The organism is Saccharopolyspora sp. SCSIO 74807, assembly GCF_037023755.1.
In the GTDB taxonomy this organism is placed as follows: Bacteria; Actinomycetota; Actinomycetes; order Mycobacteriales; family Pseudonocardiaceae; genus Saccharopolyspora_C; species Saccharopolyspora_C galaxeae.
In genome coordinates, this window is record NZ_CP146100.1 from 3,726,018 (window position 1) to 3,740,946 (window position 14,929).

The 14,929-nt window shown below is 71.2% G+C and carries 17 protein-coding genes; 13 read left to right on the forward strand and 4 right to left on the reverse strand.

Annotated features, from left to right (window positions below):
• Positions 1–2 precede the first annotated feature (2 nt).
• Together mltG and V1457_RS17170 are read left to right on the forward strand one after the other, a co-directional pair.
• The gene (gene mltG / locus V1457_RS17165; RefSeq protein ID WP_200069817.1) at positions 3–1,217 is read left to right on the forward strand and encodes an endolytic transglycosylase MltG; all 1,215 of its coding nucleotides are present in this window, start codon (positions 3–5) and stop codon (positions 1,215–1,217) included.
• Positions 1,204–2,052 (forward strand): shikimate dehydrogenase, encoded by an 849-nt coding sequence (locus tag V1457_RS17170; protein ID WP_338595573.1) that lies wholly within the window; start codon positions 1,204–1,206, stop codon positions 2,050–2,052. The genes mltG and V1457_RS17170 overlap by 14 nt, the downstream gene beginning before the upstream one ends.
• A gap of 75 nt (positions 2,053–2,127) precedes the next feature.
• Here the strand turns inward: V1457_RS17170 and V1457_RS17175 are convergent, their stop codons facing one another.
• The 3 genes from V1457_RS17175 to V1457_RS17185 are packed head-to-tail and all read right to left on the reverse strand — an operon-like array spanning position 2,128 to position 4,637.
• The gene (locus V1457_RS17175; protein ID WP_200069815.1) at positions 2,128–2,397 is read right to left on the reverse strand and encodes an HPr family phosphocarrier protein; all 270 of its coding nucleotides are present in this window, start codon (positions 2,395–2,397) and stop codon (positions 2,128–2,130) included.
• A gap of 54 nt (positions 2,398–2,451) precedes the next feature.
• Complete coding sequence (locus V1457_RS17180; protein ID WP_338595574.1) at positions 2,452–3,753, reverse strand: PTS transporter subunit EIIC; 1,302 nt, start codon at positions 3,751–3,753, stop codon at positions 2,452–2,454.
• Positions 3,750–4,637, reverse strand: a complete 888-nt coding sequence (locus V1457_RS17185) for a GntR family transcriptional regulator (protein ID WP_338595576.1) — start codon at positions 4,635–4,637, stop codon at positions 3,750–3,752. The genes V1457_RS17180 and V1457_RS17185 overlap by 4 nt, the downstream gene beginning before the upstream one ends.
• A 269-nt stretch (positions 4,638–4,906) precedes the next feature.
• Here V1457_RS17185 and V1457_RS17190 point away from each other — a divergent pair, with 269 nt between their 5' ends.
• From V1457_RS17190 to nusB, 11 genes are all read left to right on the forward strand, one after another.
• Positions 4,907–5,143 carry a glucose PTS transporter subunit EIIB gene (locus V1457_RS17190; protein WP_200069812.1) on the forward strand — a complete coding sequence of 79 codons (237 nt, stop codon included), beginning with the start codon at positions 4,907–4,909 and terminating at the stop codon, positions 5,141–5,143.
• Complete coding sequence (locus V1457_RS17195; RefSeq protein ID WP_338595577.1) at positions 5,140–5,601, forward strand: PTS glucose transporter subunit IIA; 462 nt, start codon at positions 5,140–5,142, stop codon at positions 5,599–5,601. The genes V1457_RS17190 and V1457_RS17195 overlap by 4 nt, the downstream gene beginning before the upstream one ends.
• A 182-nt stretch (positions 5,602–5,783) precedes the next feature.
• The gene (locus V1457_RS17200; RefSeq protein ID WP_233627197.1) at positions 5,784–6,434 is read left to right on the forward strand and encodes a prepilin peptidase; all 651 of its coding nucleotides are present in this window, start codon (positions 5,784–5,786) and stop codon (positions 6,432–6,434) included.
• Positions 6,435–6,487: 53 nt separating this feature from the next.
• Positions 6,488–7,693: a chorismate synthase gene (gene aroC / locus V1457_RS17205; RefSeq protein WP_200069810.1), complete on the forward strand. Its 1,206-nt coding sequence runs from the start codon at positions 6,488–6,490 to the stop codon at positions 7,691–7,693.
• Positions 7,693–8,256: a shikimate kinase gene (locus V1457_RS17210; protein WP_200069809.1), complete on the forward strand. Its 564-nt coding sequence runs from the start codon at positions 7,693–7,695 to the stop codon at positions 8,254–8,256. The genes aroC and V1457_RS17210 overlap by 1 nt, the downstream gene beginning before the upstream one ends.
• Positions 8,257–8,323: 67 nt before the next feature.
• Positions 8,324–9,436, forward strand: coding sequence for a 3-dehydroquinate synthase (aroB, locus tag V1457_RS17215; protein ID WP_200069808.1), 1,113 nt, complete (start codon positions 8,324–8,326; stop codon positions 9,434–9,436).
• A complete protein-coding gene (aroQ, locus tag V1457_RS17220; RefSeq protein ID WP_338595580.1) occupies positions 9,433–9,873 on the forward strand; it encodes a type II 3-dehydroquinate dehydratase in 441 nt (146 codons plus the stop codon). The genes aroB and aroQ overlap by 4 nt, the downstream gene beginning before the upstream one ends.
• 269 nt (positions 9,874–10,142) lie before the next feature.
• Positions 10,143–11,126 (forward strand): beta-xylosidase, encoded by a 984-nt coding sequence (locus V1457_RS17225; RefSeq protein WP_338595581.1) that lies wholly within the window; start codon positions 10,143–10,145, stop codon positions 11,124–11,126.
• 755 nt (positions 11,127–11,881) lie between these two features.
• A complete protein-coding gene (locus V1457_RS17230) occupies positions 11,882–12,991 on the forward strand; it encodes an aminopeptidase P family protein (protein ID WP_338595583.1) in 1,110 nt (369 codons plus the stop codon).
• Positions 12,992–13,078: 87 nt separating this feature from the next.
• Complete coding sequence (gene efp / locus V1457_RS17235; RefSeq protein WP_200069805.1) at positions 13,079–13,642, forward strand: elongation factor P; 564 nt, start codon at positions 13,079–13,081, stop codon at positions 13,640–13,642.
• Between the two features lie 36 nt (positions 13,643–13,678).
• Positions 13,679–14,158, forward strand: a complete 480-nt coding sequence (gene nusB / locus V1457_RS17240) for a transcription antitermination factor NusB (RefSeq protein ID WP_200069804.1) — start codon at positions 13,679–13,681, stop codon at positions 14,156–14,158.
• A 195-nt stretch (positions 14,159–14,353) separates the two neighbouring features.
• Here nusB and V1457_RS17245 read toward each other — a convergent pair whose 3' ends face one another.
• The gene (locus tag V1457_RS17245; RefSeq protein WP_009943043.1) at positions 14,354–14,842 is read right to left on the reverse strand and encodes a transcriptional regulator; all 489 of its coding nucleotides are present in this window, start codon (positions 14,840–14,842) and stop codon (positions 14,354–14,356) included.
• Positions 14,843–14,929: the final 87 nt, after the last annotated feature.

Below are 14,929 nucleotides of genomic sequence, written 5' to 3' on the forward strand. Positions count from 1 at the left end.
TCGTGAGCGACGATCTCGGCCTGTTCACCGACGACGCCGGAGAGCCGCCGCGCAGCCGCAAGGAAGCCCGCCAACGGCGGGAACGGCTGCGCAGGCGCAAGCGGCGCGGTTCGGTCACCGCGATGGCCGGTGTGTGCGTGCTGCTGCTGGTGGGCGTGGGCGTGGTCTACGGCGCCATGCAGATCCTGCGCATCGGTTCGTACGAGGACTACGAGGGCCAGGGCAGCGGTGAAGTCGTCGTGGAGGTCTCCTCCGGTGACACCGTCAGCAACGTCGCGCAGACGCTGTCGAAGGCGGACGTGGTGGCCTCGTCCTCGGCGTTCACCAACGCCGCCGAGGAGAACCGGCAGATCAACAACGTCCAGCCCGGTTTCTACCTGATGAAGTCGAGGATGTCCGGGGCCGCGGCGGTGCAGCGCATGTTGTCGCCGGAGGCCAAGACCGGCCGCGTCGAGGTCCGCGGCGGGCAGCGGCTGGAGGACCAGCTCAGCCCGGACGGCGGGAGCACGCCCGGCCTGCTCACCAAGCTCGCCCAGGCCACCTGCACCGACGCCGCCAAGCAGTGCACCACGCCGGAGCAGATGCACCAGGCGGCCGCCTCGGCGGACCTGGCCGCGCTGGGTGTTCCGGAGTGGGCGATCGCCGATGCGCAGAAGGCGCCGCCGGAGCGCCGGTTGGAAGGCTTGATCATGCCGGGCGTCTACGACGTCAAACCGGGCGAGCCGCCGGAGGAAGTGCTGCGCCAAGTGGTCACCAAGTCCGCTGCGCTGCTGCAGGCCGCCGGACTGCCGCAGGCGGCCGATGGCACCGGGCACACCCCGTACGAGCTGCTGACCATCGGCTCGCTGGTGCAGAGCGAGGGCATCCAGGACGACTTCGGCAAGGTCGCGCGGGTGATCTACAACCGGACCACCGACCCGCAGATGAAGTTGCAGATGGACTCGACGATCAACTACCCGCTGGACAAGCCGACGCTGCTGACGAAGTCGGAGGACCGGCAGAAACCGGGTCCGTACAACAGCTACCAGAACTTCGGCCTGCCGCCGACGCCGATCTCCACGGTGAGCAAGGCGGCCTTGCAGGCGGCGGAGAAGCCCGACGAGGGCACCTGGGTGTACTTCGTGAAGTGCTTCCCGGACGGGCACTCCTGCTTCGCCACCACCCAGGCCGAGCACGACCGCTACATCCAGGAGGCCCAGCAACGTGGCGCGTTCTGACCCCCGCCGGGCGGCGGTGGTCGGTTCCCCGATCGGCCACTCGCTCTCGCCGGTGCTGCACGAGGCCGCGTACCGCGAGCTCGGTCTGCCGTGGAGCTACGAGCGGATCGAGCGGGACGCCGCGGGACTGGCGGGGCTGGCGGGCGAGCTCGGCCCGGAGTGGGCGGGCTTGTCGGTGACGATGCCCGGCAAGCACGCCGCGTTGCGGCTGGCCGAGCGGGCCACCGAGCGGGCCGCGGCCGTCGGCGTGGCGAACACGCTGACCAGGTCGGAGACCGGTGGCTGGGACGCGGACTGCACCGATGTGGACGGTGTGGCGGGCGCGTTGCGCGCGGCAGGCGGGTTCACCGGCGGGCGCAGCGCGCTGGTGCTCGGCGCCGGTGGCACGGCGGCCGCCGCGGTGGCGGCGTTCGCCGAACTGGGGTTGGGCGAGGTGACGCTCGCCGTGCGCGAACCGGCGCGAGCGGGCGAGGTGCTGGCCACCGCCGAACGGGTCGGGCTTTCGGTGGCCGTCGAACGGCTCGACGAGCTGGACCTCGCGTCGGTGGCGGCATCGGTCGACGTGCTGGTCTCGACGCTGCCCGCCGGTGCCGCGGACGCGTTCGCGCCGGAGTTGGCGCGGGCGGCGTGCGTGCTGGACGTGATCTACCACCCGTGGCCGACGCCGCTGGCGCAGGCGGTCGGCAAGGAGGGCGGTCGGCTGGCCACCGGGCTGGACATGCTGCTGCATCAGGCGTTCGGGCAGGTGGAGCTGTTCACCGGCCTGCCGGCGCCGCGCGTGGCGATGCGGGACGCGCTGCTGAGCGCGACCGGGGACGTGCCGCTGCCGCTGTGATCCGGAGGCTTCGGGATCCCGGTGCCGGGCCGCGCGCCCGTCATCGCCTGTCGCGCGGCCCGCTCACCTACCGGATCACTGGCCGTCGAGGTCGGAACTGACCAGCTCGGCCAGGTGGTCCAGCGCGGCGTCCGCGCCGTCCCCGTCGGCGGCGAGCACGACTTCGTCGCCGTGGTCGGCGCCCAAGGTCATCAGCCCGAGGATGCTGCCTGCCTGCACCGGCTCGGTGTCGGCCTTGCGGATGCTGATCTGCACCGTCTGGGCCGCGGCGGCCTTGGCGACCAGTGCGGCTGGACGCGCGTGCAGACCGACCTTGCTGGCCACGGTGACCCGTCGCTCAGGCATGGGATTCCCTTTCGTGCGTTGCGGGATGGAAACGACGTGCGCGGGTTCGGTGCGTCAAGGCTTGCCGCTGCTTCCCGCTGTACCGGTGTCCGTGCTCGTGCCGGTGCCCGTGCCCTGCCCGGCCGTGCCGGACCCGCCGGGGGCTTGGGACTGCTGGCTCTCGTCGAGCAGCCCGCCGCCTTCGGCGCTGTCTTCGCGGCCGGGCGTGCGCAGGTTCCACTTGGTGATCACGAACCGGAACACGAAGTAGTAGATCACCGCGTAGCCCAGCCCGATCGGGATCAGCCACAGCGAACGCTGCGCGATGCCGAAGTTCAGCACGTAGTCGATCGCTCCGGCCGAGAACCCGAACCCGGAGTGGATGTCCAGCCAGTTCACCAGCGCGTGCGAGCTGCCGGTGAGCACCGCGTGGACCAGCAGCAGCGGCCACGCCACGAAGATGAACGAGAACTCCAACGGCTCGGTGATACCGGTCAGGAACGACGTCAGCCCCACCGAGAGCATCACCCCGCCGACGGTCTTGCGCTGCGCGGGAGGGGCGCTGCGCCAGATCGCCAGCGCCGCGGCGGGCAGCGCGAACATGAAGATCGGGAAGAAGCCGGTCTGGAACGTGCCCGCGGTCGGGTCGCCCTCGAAGAACCTGGCGATGTCGCCCTTCTCGCCGTGGTAGTCGCCGAACAGGAACCACACGACGTTGTTCAGGATGTGGTGCAGCCCGAACGGCAGCAGCAACCGGTTGGCCACGCCGTAGATCCCGCCGCCGATGACCGCGTTCGTGGTGACCAGGTCGCTGAACGCGGTCAGCCCCGCGTCGAACAGCGGGAACACCAGGCCCAGCACCGCGCCGATCACCAGCATGGACACCGCGGTCACGATCGGCACGAACCGCCGCCCGCCGAAGAAGCCCAGGTATTCCGGCAGCTTGATGCGGTGGTAGCGCTGCCACAGCCACGCCGCCACGAGACCGGCGATGATGCCGCCGAGCACGCCGTACGGGCCCTTGTTGAAGGTGGTGCCGTCCTCCTGGCCGGTGATCTCCCACATCACCCCGGAAAGCACCAGGTAGCCGACGGCGGCCGACAGCGCCGTCGAACCGTCCGCTTTGCGCGCGAAGCCGATCGCCACACCGATCGCGAACAGCAGCGGCAGGTTGTCGAACAGCGCACCGCCCGCCGCGCCGATCACGCCGGCGACGGCCTGCACGCCCGGGACGCTGCCCAGCAGGTCCTCCTGCCCGAGCCGCTGCAGCAGCGCGGCGGCGGGCAGCACCGCGATGGGCAGCATGAGGCTGCGGCCGAGCCGTTGCAGCAGCGCGAAACCCTTGCTCGAGCTGCCGCCTCCCGAGCCGACGGTCATGGGGCTACCTCCTCCGATGGGTGGCCGGGCGCTCCGGCCTGTCGCGCTGATTCATGGCACAGCGCCGGGTCTTGGGAAAGCACTCGTTCTCGGCAGCGGTCCCGATCTCGCGAGCGGACCGGGTCCTGGGAAAGCACCGGCTCTTGCGGCCGCACCGGCATCGTCACCTGGTACGCGTCTCCTCGATACCAGGACGTCATGTCCTCGACGGGCTTGCCGCGGGCGGTGCTCACCCGGCGGAACACCAGCAGCGGGCTGCCGGGGCGCACGTTCAGCAGGCGGGCGTTGTCCGCATCGGCCCCTTCGGCGAGCACGGTCTGCATCGCCTGTTCGAGCCGCACACCGTAGTGCCGTTCCAGCAGCGAGTACAGCGATCCCGTCAGGTCCTGCTCGAGCAGGTCCGGCGTGGCCTGCGGGTGGTACCAGCCGCGTTCCACGGCGAGCGGCACGCCATCGGCTTTGCGCAGCCGGAACAGCCAGTAGGCCGGTTCGTCCGGGAGCAGCCGCAGCGATCGCGCGGTGTCCGGCGGGGGCGGGTCTTCGGCGTGGTCGAGCAGCACCGTCTCCGGCCGCATTCCGCGGTTGCGCATGTCGTCGGTGAACGACGCCAGGTGCAGCCGGGAGTCGACGCGGCTGGTGAACGTGCCCTTGCCGCGCACCCGGACCAGCACGCCTTCGCTGACCAGCTGGCCGATCGCTTCGCGCACGGTCAGTCGGGACACTTCGTAGCGCGTGGTCAGCTCCCGCTCGGAGGGCAGCGCCGCGCCGGGACCGAGGTGCTCGGTGGCGAGCTCGCGCAGGATCTCCCGCAGTTGGGCGTGCTTCGGCGTCGGCCCGTCGGTCAGCGCGCGCGGTGTGCTGCGCTGGGCGGTGCGCTGCGGCACTACGGATCTCCTTAATCCGGGTGTTCCCCGGCTCGCCGGGCGGTCGGCCCGCTGGTCCGGCCGGAAGCGCCGCGCGGACCGCGGTGGTTGGTACTGTCCGGTCTAAACCAGTTGATGCGGAAGAATGGAGCGCCACGCGGACGGGTGTCAAGGTGGCCTCGTTTTCGTTGCCGCATTGACATTCGGTGACGCAAGATCGACCGAGTGCGAGATCCTCTCCGGGTGAGTAGCGCCAGGGGTGGGCCTCTGGAGGACGAAGGGAGCACGGGGTGGCCGACGACAAGGCCGCCGCGATCCTGGCCGCGCTGGGCGGCGGGGGAAACGTGGTGGAGATCGATCCGTGCATTACGCGCCTGCGCTGCAAGGTCCACGACGAGGCACAGGTCGACGAGGCGGCGTTGAAAGCCGCGGGCGCGCACGGGGTGCTGCGCCAGGGCGAGGTCGTGCAGGTCGTGGTCGGCCCGGAGGCCGACAGCCTCGCCGAGGACATCGAGGACCTGTTGTGAGCATCGAGGTCGCAAGCCCGGTCGCGGGGCTGGCCGCGGCGCTGTCGGACGTGCCGGACCCGGTGTTCTCGCAGGCCATGGTCGGTCCTGGCGTCGCGGTGAAGCCGACGGCCGAAGCCGCGGACGCGGTCGCGCCGATCGCCGGGACGGTCGCCACGCTGCACCCGCACGCCTTCGTGGTCGCTTCGGCGGGCGGCACCGCGGTCCTGGTGCACCTGGGCATCGACACGGTGCAGCTCAAGGGCGAGGGATTCGAGCTGCACGTGGCCAAGGGCGACCAGGTGGCCGCGGGGCAGCGCATGGTCTCGTGGGACCCGGCTGCGGTCGAAGGGAAGGGCTTCTCGTCGGTGTGCCCGGTGGTCGCGCTGGACGTGGCTCCGGACGCTCTCGGTGATCTCCGCGAGGACGGTCAGGTCGCTGCCTGCGATCAGTTGTTCACCATCGACGGCCACGCCTGATTTTCGCCGCTGCAGCGGAGTTCGGGTTCCTCCCGGTCCAGCGGTGAGGAGCCCGTTTTTCCTGGTAATCGCGCTGGGCTGGGCGCTTTTCCGGATGCGGCCGGAGTTGTGCCGCGGGGCGATCCGACACGCCGAGGCGTGTTCTCCGATGACTGCACGTGTTCGAACGCCACGCTGAGTGCATGGAAACGATGACCGTGCTCGCGATGGTGTTGGGCGGTGCCTCGGGCGCCGCGGTTGGAGGGCTCGGCGGGGCCGTGCTGAGCCGGCTGCGCCGCGGAGTGCGCCCGCCGCCGTGGAGCTGCGAGACGGCGGTCGCGGTGCTGTGGGCGCTGGTGGCCGCCCGCACCGCGGCCGGTGCCTTACCGGTGTGGTGGGCGCCGGTGCCGTTGCTGCTGGCCTGGGGCGGTGTGTTGCTCGTGGCCTGCGATCTGCTCGCCTCGCGGCTGCCGGACGCCCTGACGCTGCCTGCGTATCCAGCGCTGTTCGCGGCGATCGGGGTCGCGTCGTGCGCATCCGGCTCCCCGGTGTCGATCGGCGCTGCTTTGCTGGGAGCGGGCTTGTTCGCGGGCGTCTACCTGCTGGTCCGGCTGATCGCACCGGCGTCCCTCGGGCCGGGAGACGTGAAGCTGTCCGGGGCGCTCGGCGCCGCCGTCGGCGCCGTCGCGCTGCTCGCGGTGCCGCTGTCGATGTTGGCCAGCGCCGTGCTCACGCTGCTGCACCTCCGAAGATCCGGCGGCGCTGCGGCCCCGCACGGCCCGGCCATGCTGCTGCCTGCGTGGCTGGTCACGGCGGTGGGGCCGGTTCCATCCGCGCCGGTCGGAGGTGGTTGAGCCGCTGCACCCGCGAAACCCCCGGGCAGCCGCGGCGTGGCAGGATTTGCGGTGTGATGCGCTGGATGACTGCCGGAGAATCGCACGGCCCCGCCCTGGTCGCGGTGCTGGAGGGAATGGTCGCCGGAGTGGAGGTGACCACCGCCGACATCGCCGCCGAGCTGGAGCGGCGCAAGCTCGGCTTCGGCCGCAGCCCGCGGATGAACTTCGAGGCGGACGAGCTGGAGATCATCGGCGGCGTCCGGCACGGTCGCACCCAGGGCGGCCCGGTGGCCATCCGCATCGCCAACACCGAGTGGCCCAAGTGGGAGCAGGTGATGGCCGCGGACCCGGTGGACGAGGACGTGCTGTCCTCACTGGCCCGCAACGAGCCGCTCACCCGGCCCCGGCCCGGCCACGCCGATCTGGCGGGAATGCAGAAGTACGGCTTCGACGAGTCCCGCCCGGTGCTGGAGCGGGCCAGCGCCCGGGAGACCGCGTCCCGGGTAGCGGTCGGCACCGTCGCGCGGCGGTTCCTGCGCCAGCTGCTCGGGGTCGAGATCGTCAGCCACGTGGTCAGCCTCGGCTCGGTCAGCGTGGCGGGCGAGGCCATGCCCGGTCCGGACGACCTGGACGCGATCGACCACAACCCGGTGCGTGCCTTCGGCGATGAGGCCACCGAGAAGATGATGGCCGAGGTCGACGCGGCCAAGGCCGACGGCGACACGCTCGGCGGCGTCGTGGAGGTCATCGCCTACGGCCTGCCCGCGGGCATCGGCTCGCACGTGCATTGGGACCGCAAGCTGGACGCCCGGCTGTCCGCGGCGTTGATGAGCATCCAGGCGATCAAGGGGGTGGAGATCGGGGAGGCGTTCGCGAACGCGGCGCGGCGCGGCAGCGCGGCGCACGACGAGATCTACCCGGCCGAGGGGGCTCGCTGGGTCAGCCGCGGCAGCAACCGCGCAGGCGGGCTCGAAGGCGGCATCACCAACGGCGAGCCGCTGGTGGTGCGGGCGGCGAAGAAGCCCATCTCCAGCCTGCCGCGCGCGCTGGCGACCGTCGACGTGGCCACCGGTGAGCCGGCGCAGGCGATGCACCAGCGCTCCGACATCACCGCGGTGCCGCGAGCGGCCGTGGTCGCCGAGACGATGGTCGCCCTGGTGCTGGCCGAGGCGGTGCTGGAGAAGTTCGGTGGTGACTCGCTGCCGGAGACCCGCCGCAATGCCGAGGGGTACTTGGCGGCGCTGGCCGAGCGCGCCGAGAAGCGGCAGGTGCGCTGATGCCGCCCCGCGCAGTGGTGGTCGGCCCGCCCGGATCGGGCAAGACGACCGTGGGCAAACTGCTCGCCGAACGTTTCGGCGTGCCGTTCCGGGACGTCGACGACGACATCGTGGAGCTGGCGGGCAAGCCGATTCCCGAGATCTTCACCGCGGACGGCGAGGACGCCTTCCGCGAGCTGGAGGAGCGGGCGGTGGCCGCCGCGGTCGGCGCGCACGACGGCGTGCTGTCCCTCGGCGGCGGTGCGGTGCTGTCCGACCGCACCCGCGAGCTGCTCGCCGGGCATCCGGTGGTTTTCCTGTCGGTCGGGCTGGCCGAAGGCGCCCGTCGCGCGGGTCTGGCCGCGGGTTCCCGGCCGCTGCTGGTCGGGGTGAACCCGCGCGCGATGTTCAAGGCGCTGCTGGAAGCCCGCCTGCCGCTGTACCGGGAGGTGGCTCTCGTCGAGCAGCCCACCGACGGCATCGAGCCGTGGCGGCTGGCCGAACTCGTCGACGAACAGCTCGCCGCGGCCCGCGGGTCGGATCCCGCGAGCCCAGCCCCGCGGGCCCGGATCGAACGTGAATAATCGCCCCTAGGCGTTCCGGGGCGTTCGTCGCCCCGGCCGAATCATGAACAGGGGATGAGTGGAGACGATGCCCGAACCGGCGCGGATCAGGGTCGAATCCGAGCGGCCCTACGACGTGGTGCTCGGCCGCGGTCTGCTCGGTGACCTGGTCGAACTGCTGCACGGTACGTCGGTGGTGGCGCTGGTGCACCAGCCCAGCATCACCAACACCGTGGAATCTGTGCGCGAGGAACTGGCCGCCGACGGCATCGACGCGCACCGCGTGGAGGTCCCGGATGCCGAGGAGGGCAAGAGCCTCGCGGTGGCCGGGTTCTGCTGGGAGGTCCTGGGCAAGATCGGCATGGACCGCGGCGGCGTGGTGGTGTCCTTCGGCGGCGGCGCGGTCACCGACGTGGCCGGGTTCATCGCGGCGACCTGGATGCGCGGCGTCCGGGTTCTGCACGTGCCGACGACGCTGCTGGGCATGGTCGACGCGGCGGTCGGCGGCAAGACCGGCATCAACACCGAGGCCGGCAAGAACCTGGTCGGCCTGTTCCACGAGCCGATGGCGGTGCTGGTCGACCTGGCCACGCTGGAGAGCCTGCCGAGCAACGAACTGGTCGCGGGCATGGCCGAGATCGTCAAGTGCGGCTTCATCGCCGACCCGCGGATCCTGGAGCTGATCGAGCAGGATCCCGAAGCGGCGGTCGACCCCGCCGGCGAGGTCCTCGGAGAGCTGATCCGCCGGGCGATCCAGGTGAAGGCGGACGTGGTCTCCGCCGACCTGCGCGAGTCCCACCAGCGCGAAGTGCTCAACTACGGGCACACCTTGGCGCACGCCATCGAACGGCGGGAGCGCTACCGCTGGCGGCACGGCGCCGCGGTCAGCGTGGGCCTGGTCTTCGCAGCCGAACTCGCCCGGCTGGCCGGTCGGCTCGACGACGAGACCGCCGACCGGCACAAGCGGGTCCTGGCGCTGCTGAACCTGCCCACCTCCTACGACCCGGACGCGCTGAGCCAGCTGCTGGAAGCGATGCAGGTCGACAAGAAGACCCGCTCCGGCGTGCTGCGGTTCGTCGTGCTCGACGGCCTGGCCCGTCCTGGCCGGTTGGAGGGCCCGGACCCGTCGCTGGTCGCGGCGGCCTATTCGGCGCTTACCGGTGAGGAGCGCAAGCAGGCGGGTTCGGCGGTGTTCCTGTGAAGGTGCTGGTGCTCAACGGCCCCAACCTGGGCCGGCTCGGTTCCCGGGAGCCATCGGTCTACGGCGCCACCACCTACGCGGATTTGGTTTCGATGTGCGAGCGGACCGGCCGCGAACTCGGCATCGAGGCGGAGGTCCGGCAGACCGATCATGAAGGCGAGATGGTCGGCTGGCTGCACGAGGCCGCCGACCTCGGCGCCCCCGTGGTGCTCAACGCGGGCGCGTGGACGCACTACTCGATCGCGGTGCGGGACGCCGCTGCGCAGCTCACGGCCTCGCTGCTGGAGGTGCACATTTCCAACGTGCACAAGCGGGAGCCGTTCCGCGCGCACAGCTACCTGTCGGACATCGCCGCCGGCGTCATCGTCGGGCTGGGCGTGCGCGGCTACCTGCTGGCACTGCGTTGGCTCGCCGAGGAGAACACCGCCGAGGCGTGAGCTCCGGGCGAACACGGCGAACCGCTGCCCGCGTCCCGCTAGACTGATCGCGGGTCCTGTCCGCAAGGACCGTCCCCGAGCGTTTCGGGGAACCGAGGGGAAGGTCTTCGCCGGGCATGCCGCCACGCTCCCGTCGGTCCGAGTCCGCCGGCAGGTGGTTACCCCTGGCCGCGGTGCTCGCGCTGAGCACCGCCTGCGCCACAGCCCCCGCGTCCTCGTTGCGGCCCGCACCCGGGTCCCCTGCCGAACCGGCGCCCACCACGACCCGCTTGCACGTCGCGGAGCAGTGGCGGAGCGAGTCGGTGGTGGCCTCCGGCGGATCCGCCGCGCCGTACGACTACGGCCCGACCGTGCTGGCCGAGGCGGGTCGCTACCGTGCCTGGTGGTGCAGCCAACTCCCGGGGATCGGCCCGGACGGCGACGACGTGCTGCACGCCGAGTCCGACGACCTCCGCGGCGATTTCGCGACTGCGGGCGGCGCATCGGCGGTCCCGGTGTTCAACGGCCGTCCGGGCGGTTTCGACGCGATGCACACGTGCGATCCGTCGGTGCTCAAAACCGGCGACCGGTACTACCTGTACTACACCGGCGCGGCAGGGGATCACGCGCACGGCAACGCGATCGGCGTGGCGTCCGGCCCGGACGGGCTGGCGTGGCGCCGGGAGGCGGCCGGCGAGCCGATCGTGACGCCCTCCGCGGCGGTGCGCCGGAGCAACGACTACGGCGCGGGCCAGCCTTCCGCGCTGTACCTGGACGGCTGGTTCTACCTGATGTTCACCGACACCACTGCGGCGGGCGCGGGGTGGAACGGCGCGGGCCAGTTCGTGCAGCGCGCCCGCGATCCCGCGTTCACCGACCGGGTGCAGGCCCTGACCCAATCCGGTTTCGAGCCGGTCGGGCCGGATCCGCGGATCCGCGGGCGTTCGGTTGTGGACGCGTTCAGCGCGGACTGGATGTGGGTGGATGCCCTGCAGGCGTTCGCCATCGCCCACCAGACCGCCGAGGGCACGACGATCACTTTCTGGGACCGCGGTTTCACCCGCCACCCCTACGAACCGGTGGTCCTGCCGGGGCCGTGGCAGGAGGGACCCGGACTGGTGCGTGCCGCTGACGGCCACGCCCCGGTGTCCGAAGTGGACTCTCGCGGGACGGTTCCCATCGAACTTCTGCGGGCCACGACGGCGAATCCGGCGCCCACGGGAATTCGCTCAACGGGAGTCGGAGTATCCGAAGTGGACGAATTGGACGACTGAAGCCGACGGCCGCAGGAACGGATCCGGCCGGCCCGGCCACCGCCGGGGCCAACGGTTCGACGGTGGCCGAGCTCGACCAGCGCGCGCATGGGGCTCCCGCCCCCATGTGCGTCCTGCGCTGAACCCGCGGTTCCGCGCGGCGGCCGGACGACCCTGTCGGGGAAGAGCCGCCGAGCCGCACGCGCGAAGCCGCGGACCTCAACTCCCCGGAACGGTCGGGGAGTGAGTGCGTGACTCGAGGCCGGTGCTCAGCGACCCGCTGAACATGCGCGTCTTCTGCCGAGCACGCCCCTTCGGTGCGAGTGCAGCGACCCGGTCCCGGCGACGAGCTGTCGAACGAGCCCGGGTGATCCCAAGTCTGAAAGCGTCGGCAACCTGCCGTAACCGCCTGTTCGTCGCCTTTCGCTACTCTTTTCGGAGGCGCGTCGAGCGCTGGAACGGGAATCTGGTGCGGACCACGCAGACGTGCGGTGCGCAGGACGTTCGCTCTGTGAAATTACCGAGTTTCCCAGGTTCAGGGGTGTTGCCGGGGTGTTTTCGACGTGATTGCCGATGGTCTGCATCCGGGTGGTTGCCGGAAATGCCGGCGAGCAGGAGGTGAAATCGGATTTCGGCAGTAATTTCCCGGAACTTCCGCGAAACTCCGACGTCCTGTTGGTCGCGACGCACGCTCGCCGCGCTCGGCCGATGCCGTGCGATCGGCGCCATCCCGCCGACACCCTCGCAGCTCGCCCGCTGCCAACTAGGCTGACCGCATGTCCGACACCTACCCCCGCCGCCGGCACGCCCTGCGCGAACTCCTCCGCGCCGAGGACCTGGACGCGATGCTGGTCACCGAACTGCGCAACATCCGGTACCTCACCGGCTTCACCGGCTCGCAGGCCGCGCTCGTGGTGCGCACCGCGGACGAGCCGGATGCCGAGGGCGGCACGGTCTTCAGCACCGACGGCCGCTACGACACCCAGGCGAGCGCACAGGTGCCGGACCTGGAGCGGGTGATCGAACGGCCCAGCGACCGGACGCTGGCCGAGCGCCTCGGCAGCGATCCCGCCCGCTATCGCCGCACCGGCTTCGAGAGCGGGCACGTCACCGTCGACGGCCGCGACGCCCTGGCCGAGTCGGCCGCCGGTGTCGAGCTCGTCCGGGCCCCGGGGCTGGTGGAACGCCTGCGGATGATCAAAGACGCGAGCGAGGTCGAGGCGCTGCGGATGGCCTGCGCCGCGGCCGACCGCGCGCTGGCCGACCTGATCGAGCACGGCGGGCTGCGTCCCGGCCGCACCGAGCTGGAGGTGGCCCGCGAGCTCGAAGCGCGGATGCTGGAGCACGGCGCGGCAGGTCCGTCGTTCGAGACGATCGTGGCCGCAGGGGCGAACTCCGCGGTCCCGCACCACCGGCCGACCGGCGCGGTGCTGGCCGCGGGGGATTTCGTGAAGCTGGACTTCGGCGCCCTGGTCGACGGCTACCACTCGGACATGACCCGCACCGTCGTGCTCGGCGCGCCCGCCGACTGGCAGCGCGAGGTCTACGACCTCGTCCGCGCCGCGCAGACCGCCGGGTGCGACGCGGTGCGCGTGCCTGCAGGCGTGCGCGAAGTGGACGGCGCGGCCCGCAAGGTGATCGAGGACGCGGGCTACGGCGAGCGGTTCGTGCACGGCCTCGGCCACGGCGTGGGCCTGGAGATCCATGAGGCACCGGCGTTGTCCCAGCGGGGAGACGGTACGATTCAACCGGGGATGGCGGTCACCGTCGAACCCGGCGTGTACTTGCCGGAGCGTGGCGGGGTCCGCATCGAGGACACCCTGGTGGTGCGGGACAGCACCACGGAGCTCCTCACCTTGACGACCAAGGAACTCGTCGCCGTTTGAGCGCGGGGCGCGCGCGGCCGCAGCCGGGCCGCCGATCCGCGCCCGGTGCAGCAAACCGCAGCCCGTAGCACAGGAGAGAACGGACACGTGGCAACCACGAACGACCTCAAGAACGGACTCGTGCTCAACCTCGACGGCCAGCTCTGGTCGGTGGTGAACTTCCAGCACGTCAAGCCGGGCAAGGGCGGCGCCTTCGTGCGCACCACGCTGAAGAACGTGCTTTCCGGCAAGACGCTGGACAAGACGTTCAACGCCGGGGTGAAGGTGGACACCGCCAACGTGGACCGGCGCGAGATGACCTACCTCTACTACGACGGCACCGACTACGTGTTCATGGACCCGGACACCTACGACCAGGTCGCCGTCTCGGGCAAGGTCGTCGGCGAGGCCGCGAACTACATGCTGGAGAACAGCAAGGTGAACGTGGCGCGGCACAACGACGAGCCGCTGTACGTGGAGCTGCCCGCTTCGGTCGAGCTGAACATCGAGCACACCGACCCGGGCGTGCAGGGCGACCGCTCCACCGGTGGCACCAAGCCCGCCACGCTGGAGACCGGTGCCGAGGTGCACGTCCCGCTGTTCCTCAACACCGGCGACAAGGTCAAGGTCGACCCGCGCGACGGCCGCTACCTGGGCCGCGTCAACAAGTGATCCGTTCCCGGGGAACAGCCGAAAGAGAGATGTGAGTTGGGCTCACGGAGCAAGGCCCGCAAGCGGGCGGTGGACGTGCTGTACGAGGCCGATCTGCGCGGTCTCGAGGCGGTGACGTTGCTGTCCGAGCGGCTCGCCGCGCCCGAGGCCGCGCCGGTCGCCGACTACACGGTGACCCTGGTCGAGGGCATCGCCGCGAACCTGCGGCGCATCGACGAGGTGCTCGTCGAGCACGCCGAGGGCTGGACGCTGGGCCGGATGCCCGCGGTGGACCGCGCGGTGCTGCGGCTGGGGCTCTACGAGCTGCTGTGGAGCGAGGACGTGCCGCCGGCGGTGGCCATCGACGAGTCCGTGGAGCTGGTGAAGGACCTGTCCACGGACGACTCGCCGCGGTTCGTCAACGGCGTGCTCGGCCGGATCGCCGGTATCAGCGACCGGCTGCGCACCTCGATCCGCAACCTGGAGGCCGCCGAAGCGGCCGCAGCCGAACGCGCCGAGTCCGACGCGCAGCACTGAGGGTCTCCGGACGCGCATGAAGCCGTCGTAACGGGTTCCCGAACGCCGAGCGGGCCGCTCGCCCCCACGCGAGTGGCCCGCTCGATGCGTTTCGGAAAACCATTGCCCCGAGCGCGGAAACGTCCGCCGCGCACGATTCGCCCGCGGGCGACCGCGACCCCGGAGCAGGCGGGGCCGCGGCCACCGTTGCGGGTCTCACTCCTCCCGGGCGGGTCGCGCCTCGGGCGGCAGCACGCCCCAGTCGATGAGCTGCTCGGTCAGCTCGCCCGGGGTCATGTCGTAGATGATGGCGAGGGATCGCAGGTCCTCGGTCCGGATGGACAGCACCTTGCCGTTGTAGTCGCCGCGCTGGCTCTGGATGGTCGCCGCGTACCGGGCCAGCGGCCCGACCTTCTCCGCGGGCAGTTGCTGCAACCGCTCCAGATTGATCACGACCTTGGTGGCCGGTTCGGCACCGGAGGGCACCCGTCCCTCCGGGAGCAGTTCCGCGACCGGAACACCGTAGAAATCGGCCAGTTCGGCGAGTTTCTGCACGGTCACCGCCCGGTCGCCACGTTCGTAGGACCCGACGACCACGGCCTTCCACCGCCCGCCTGACTTCTGCTCGACGCCGTGCAGCGAGAGACCCTGCTGCTGGCGGATAGCGCGGAGCTTGCCGCCCAGCGCCTTGGCGTAGTCGCCCATGTGGCGTTTCTCCGTTTCATTCGCCCCGTCAGCCTAGCGCGGTTGTCGGGGAGGAAAGCTCAGATTGATACGGAGAGTAATGTTCGC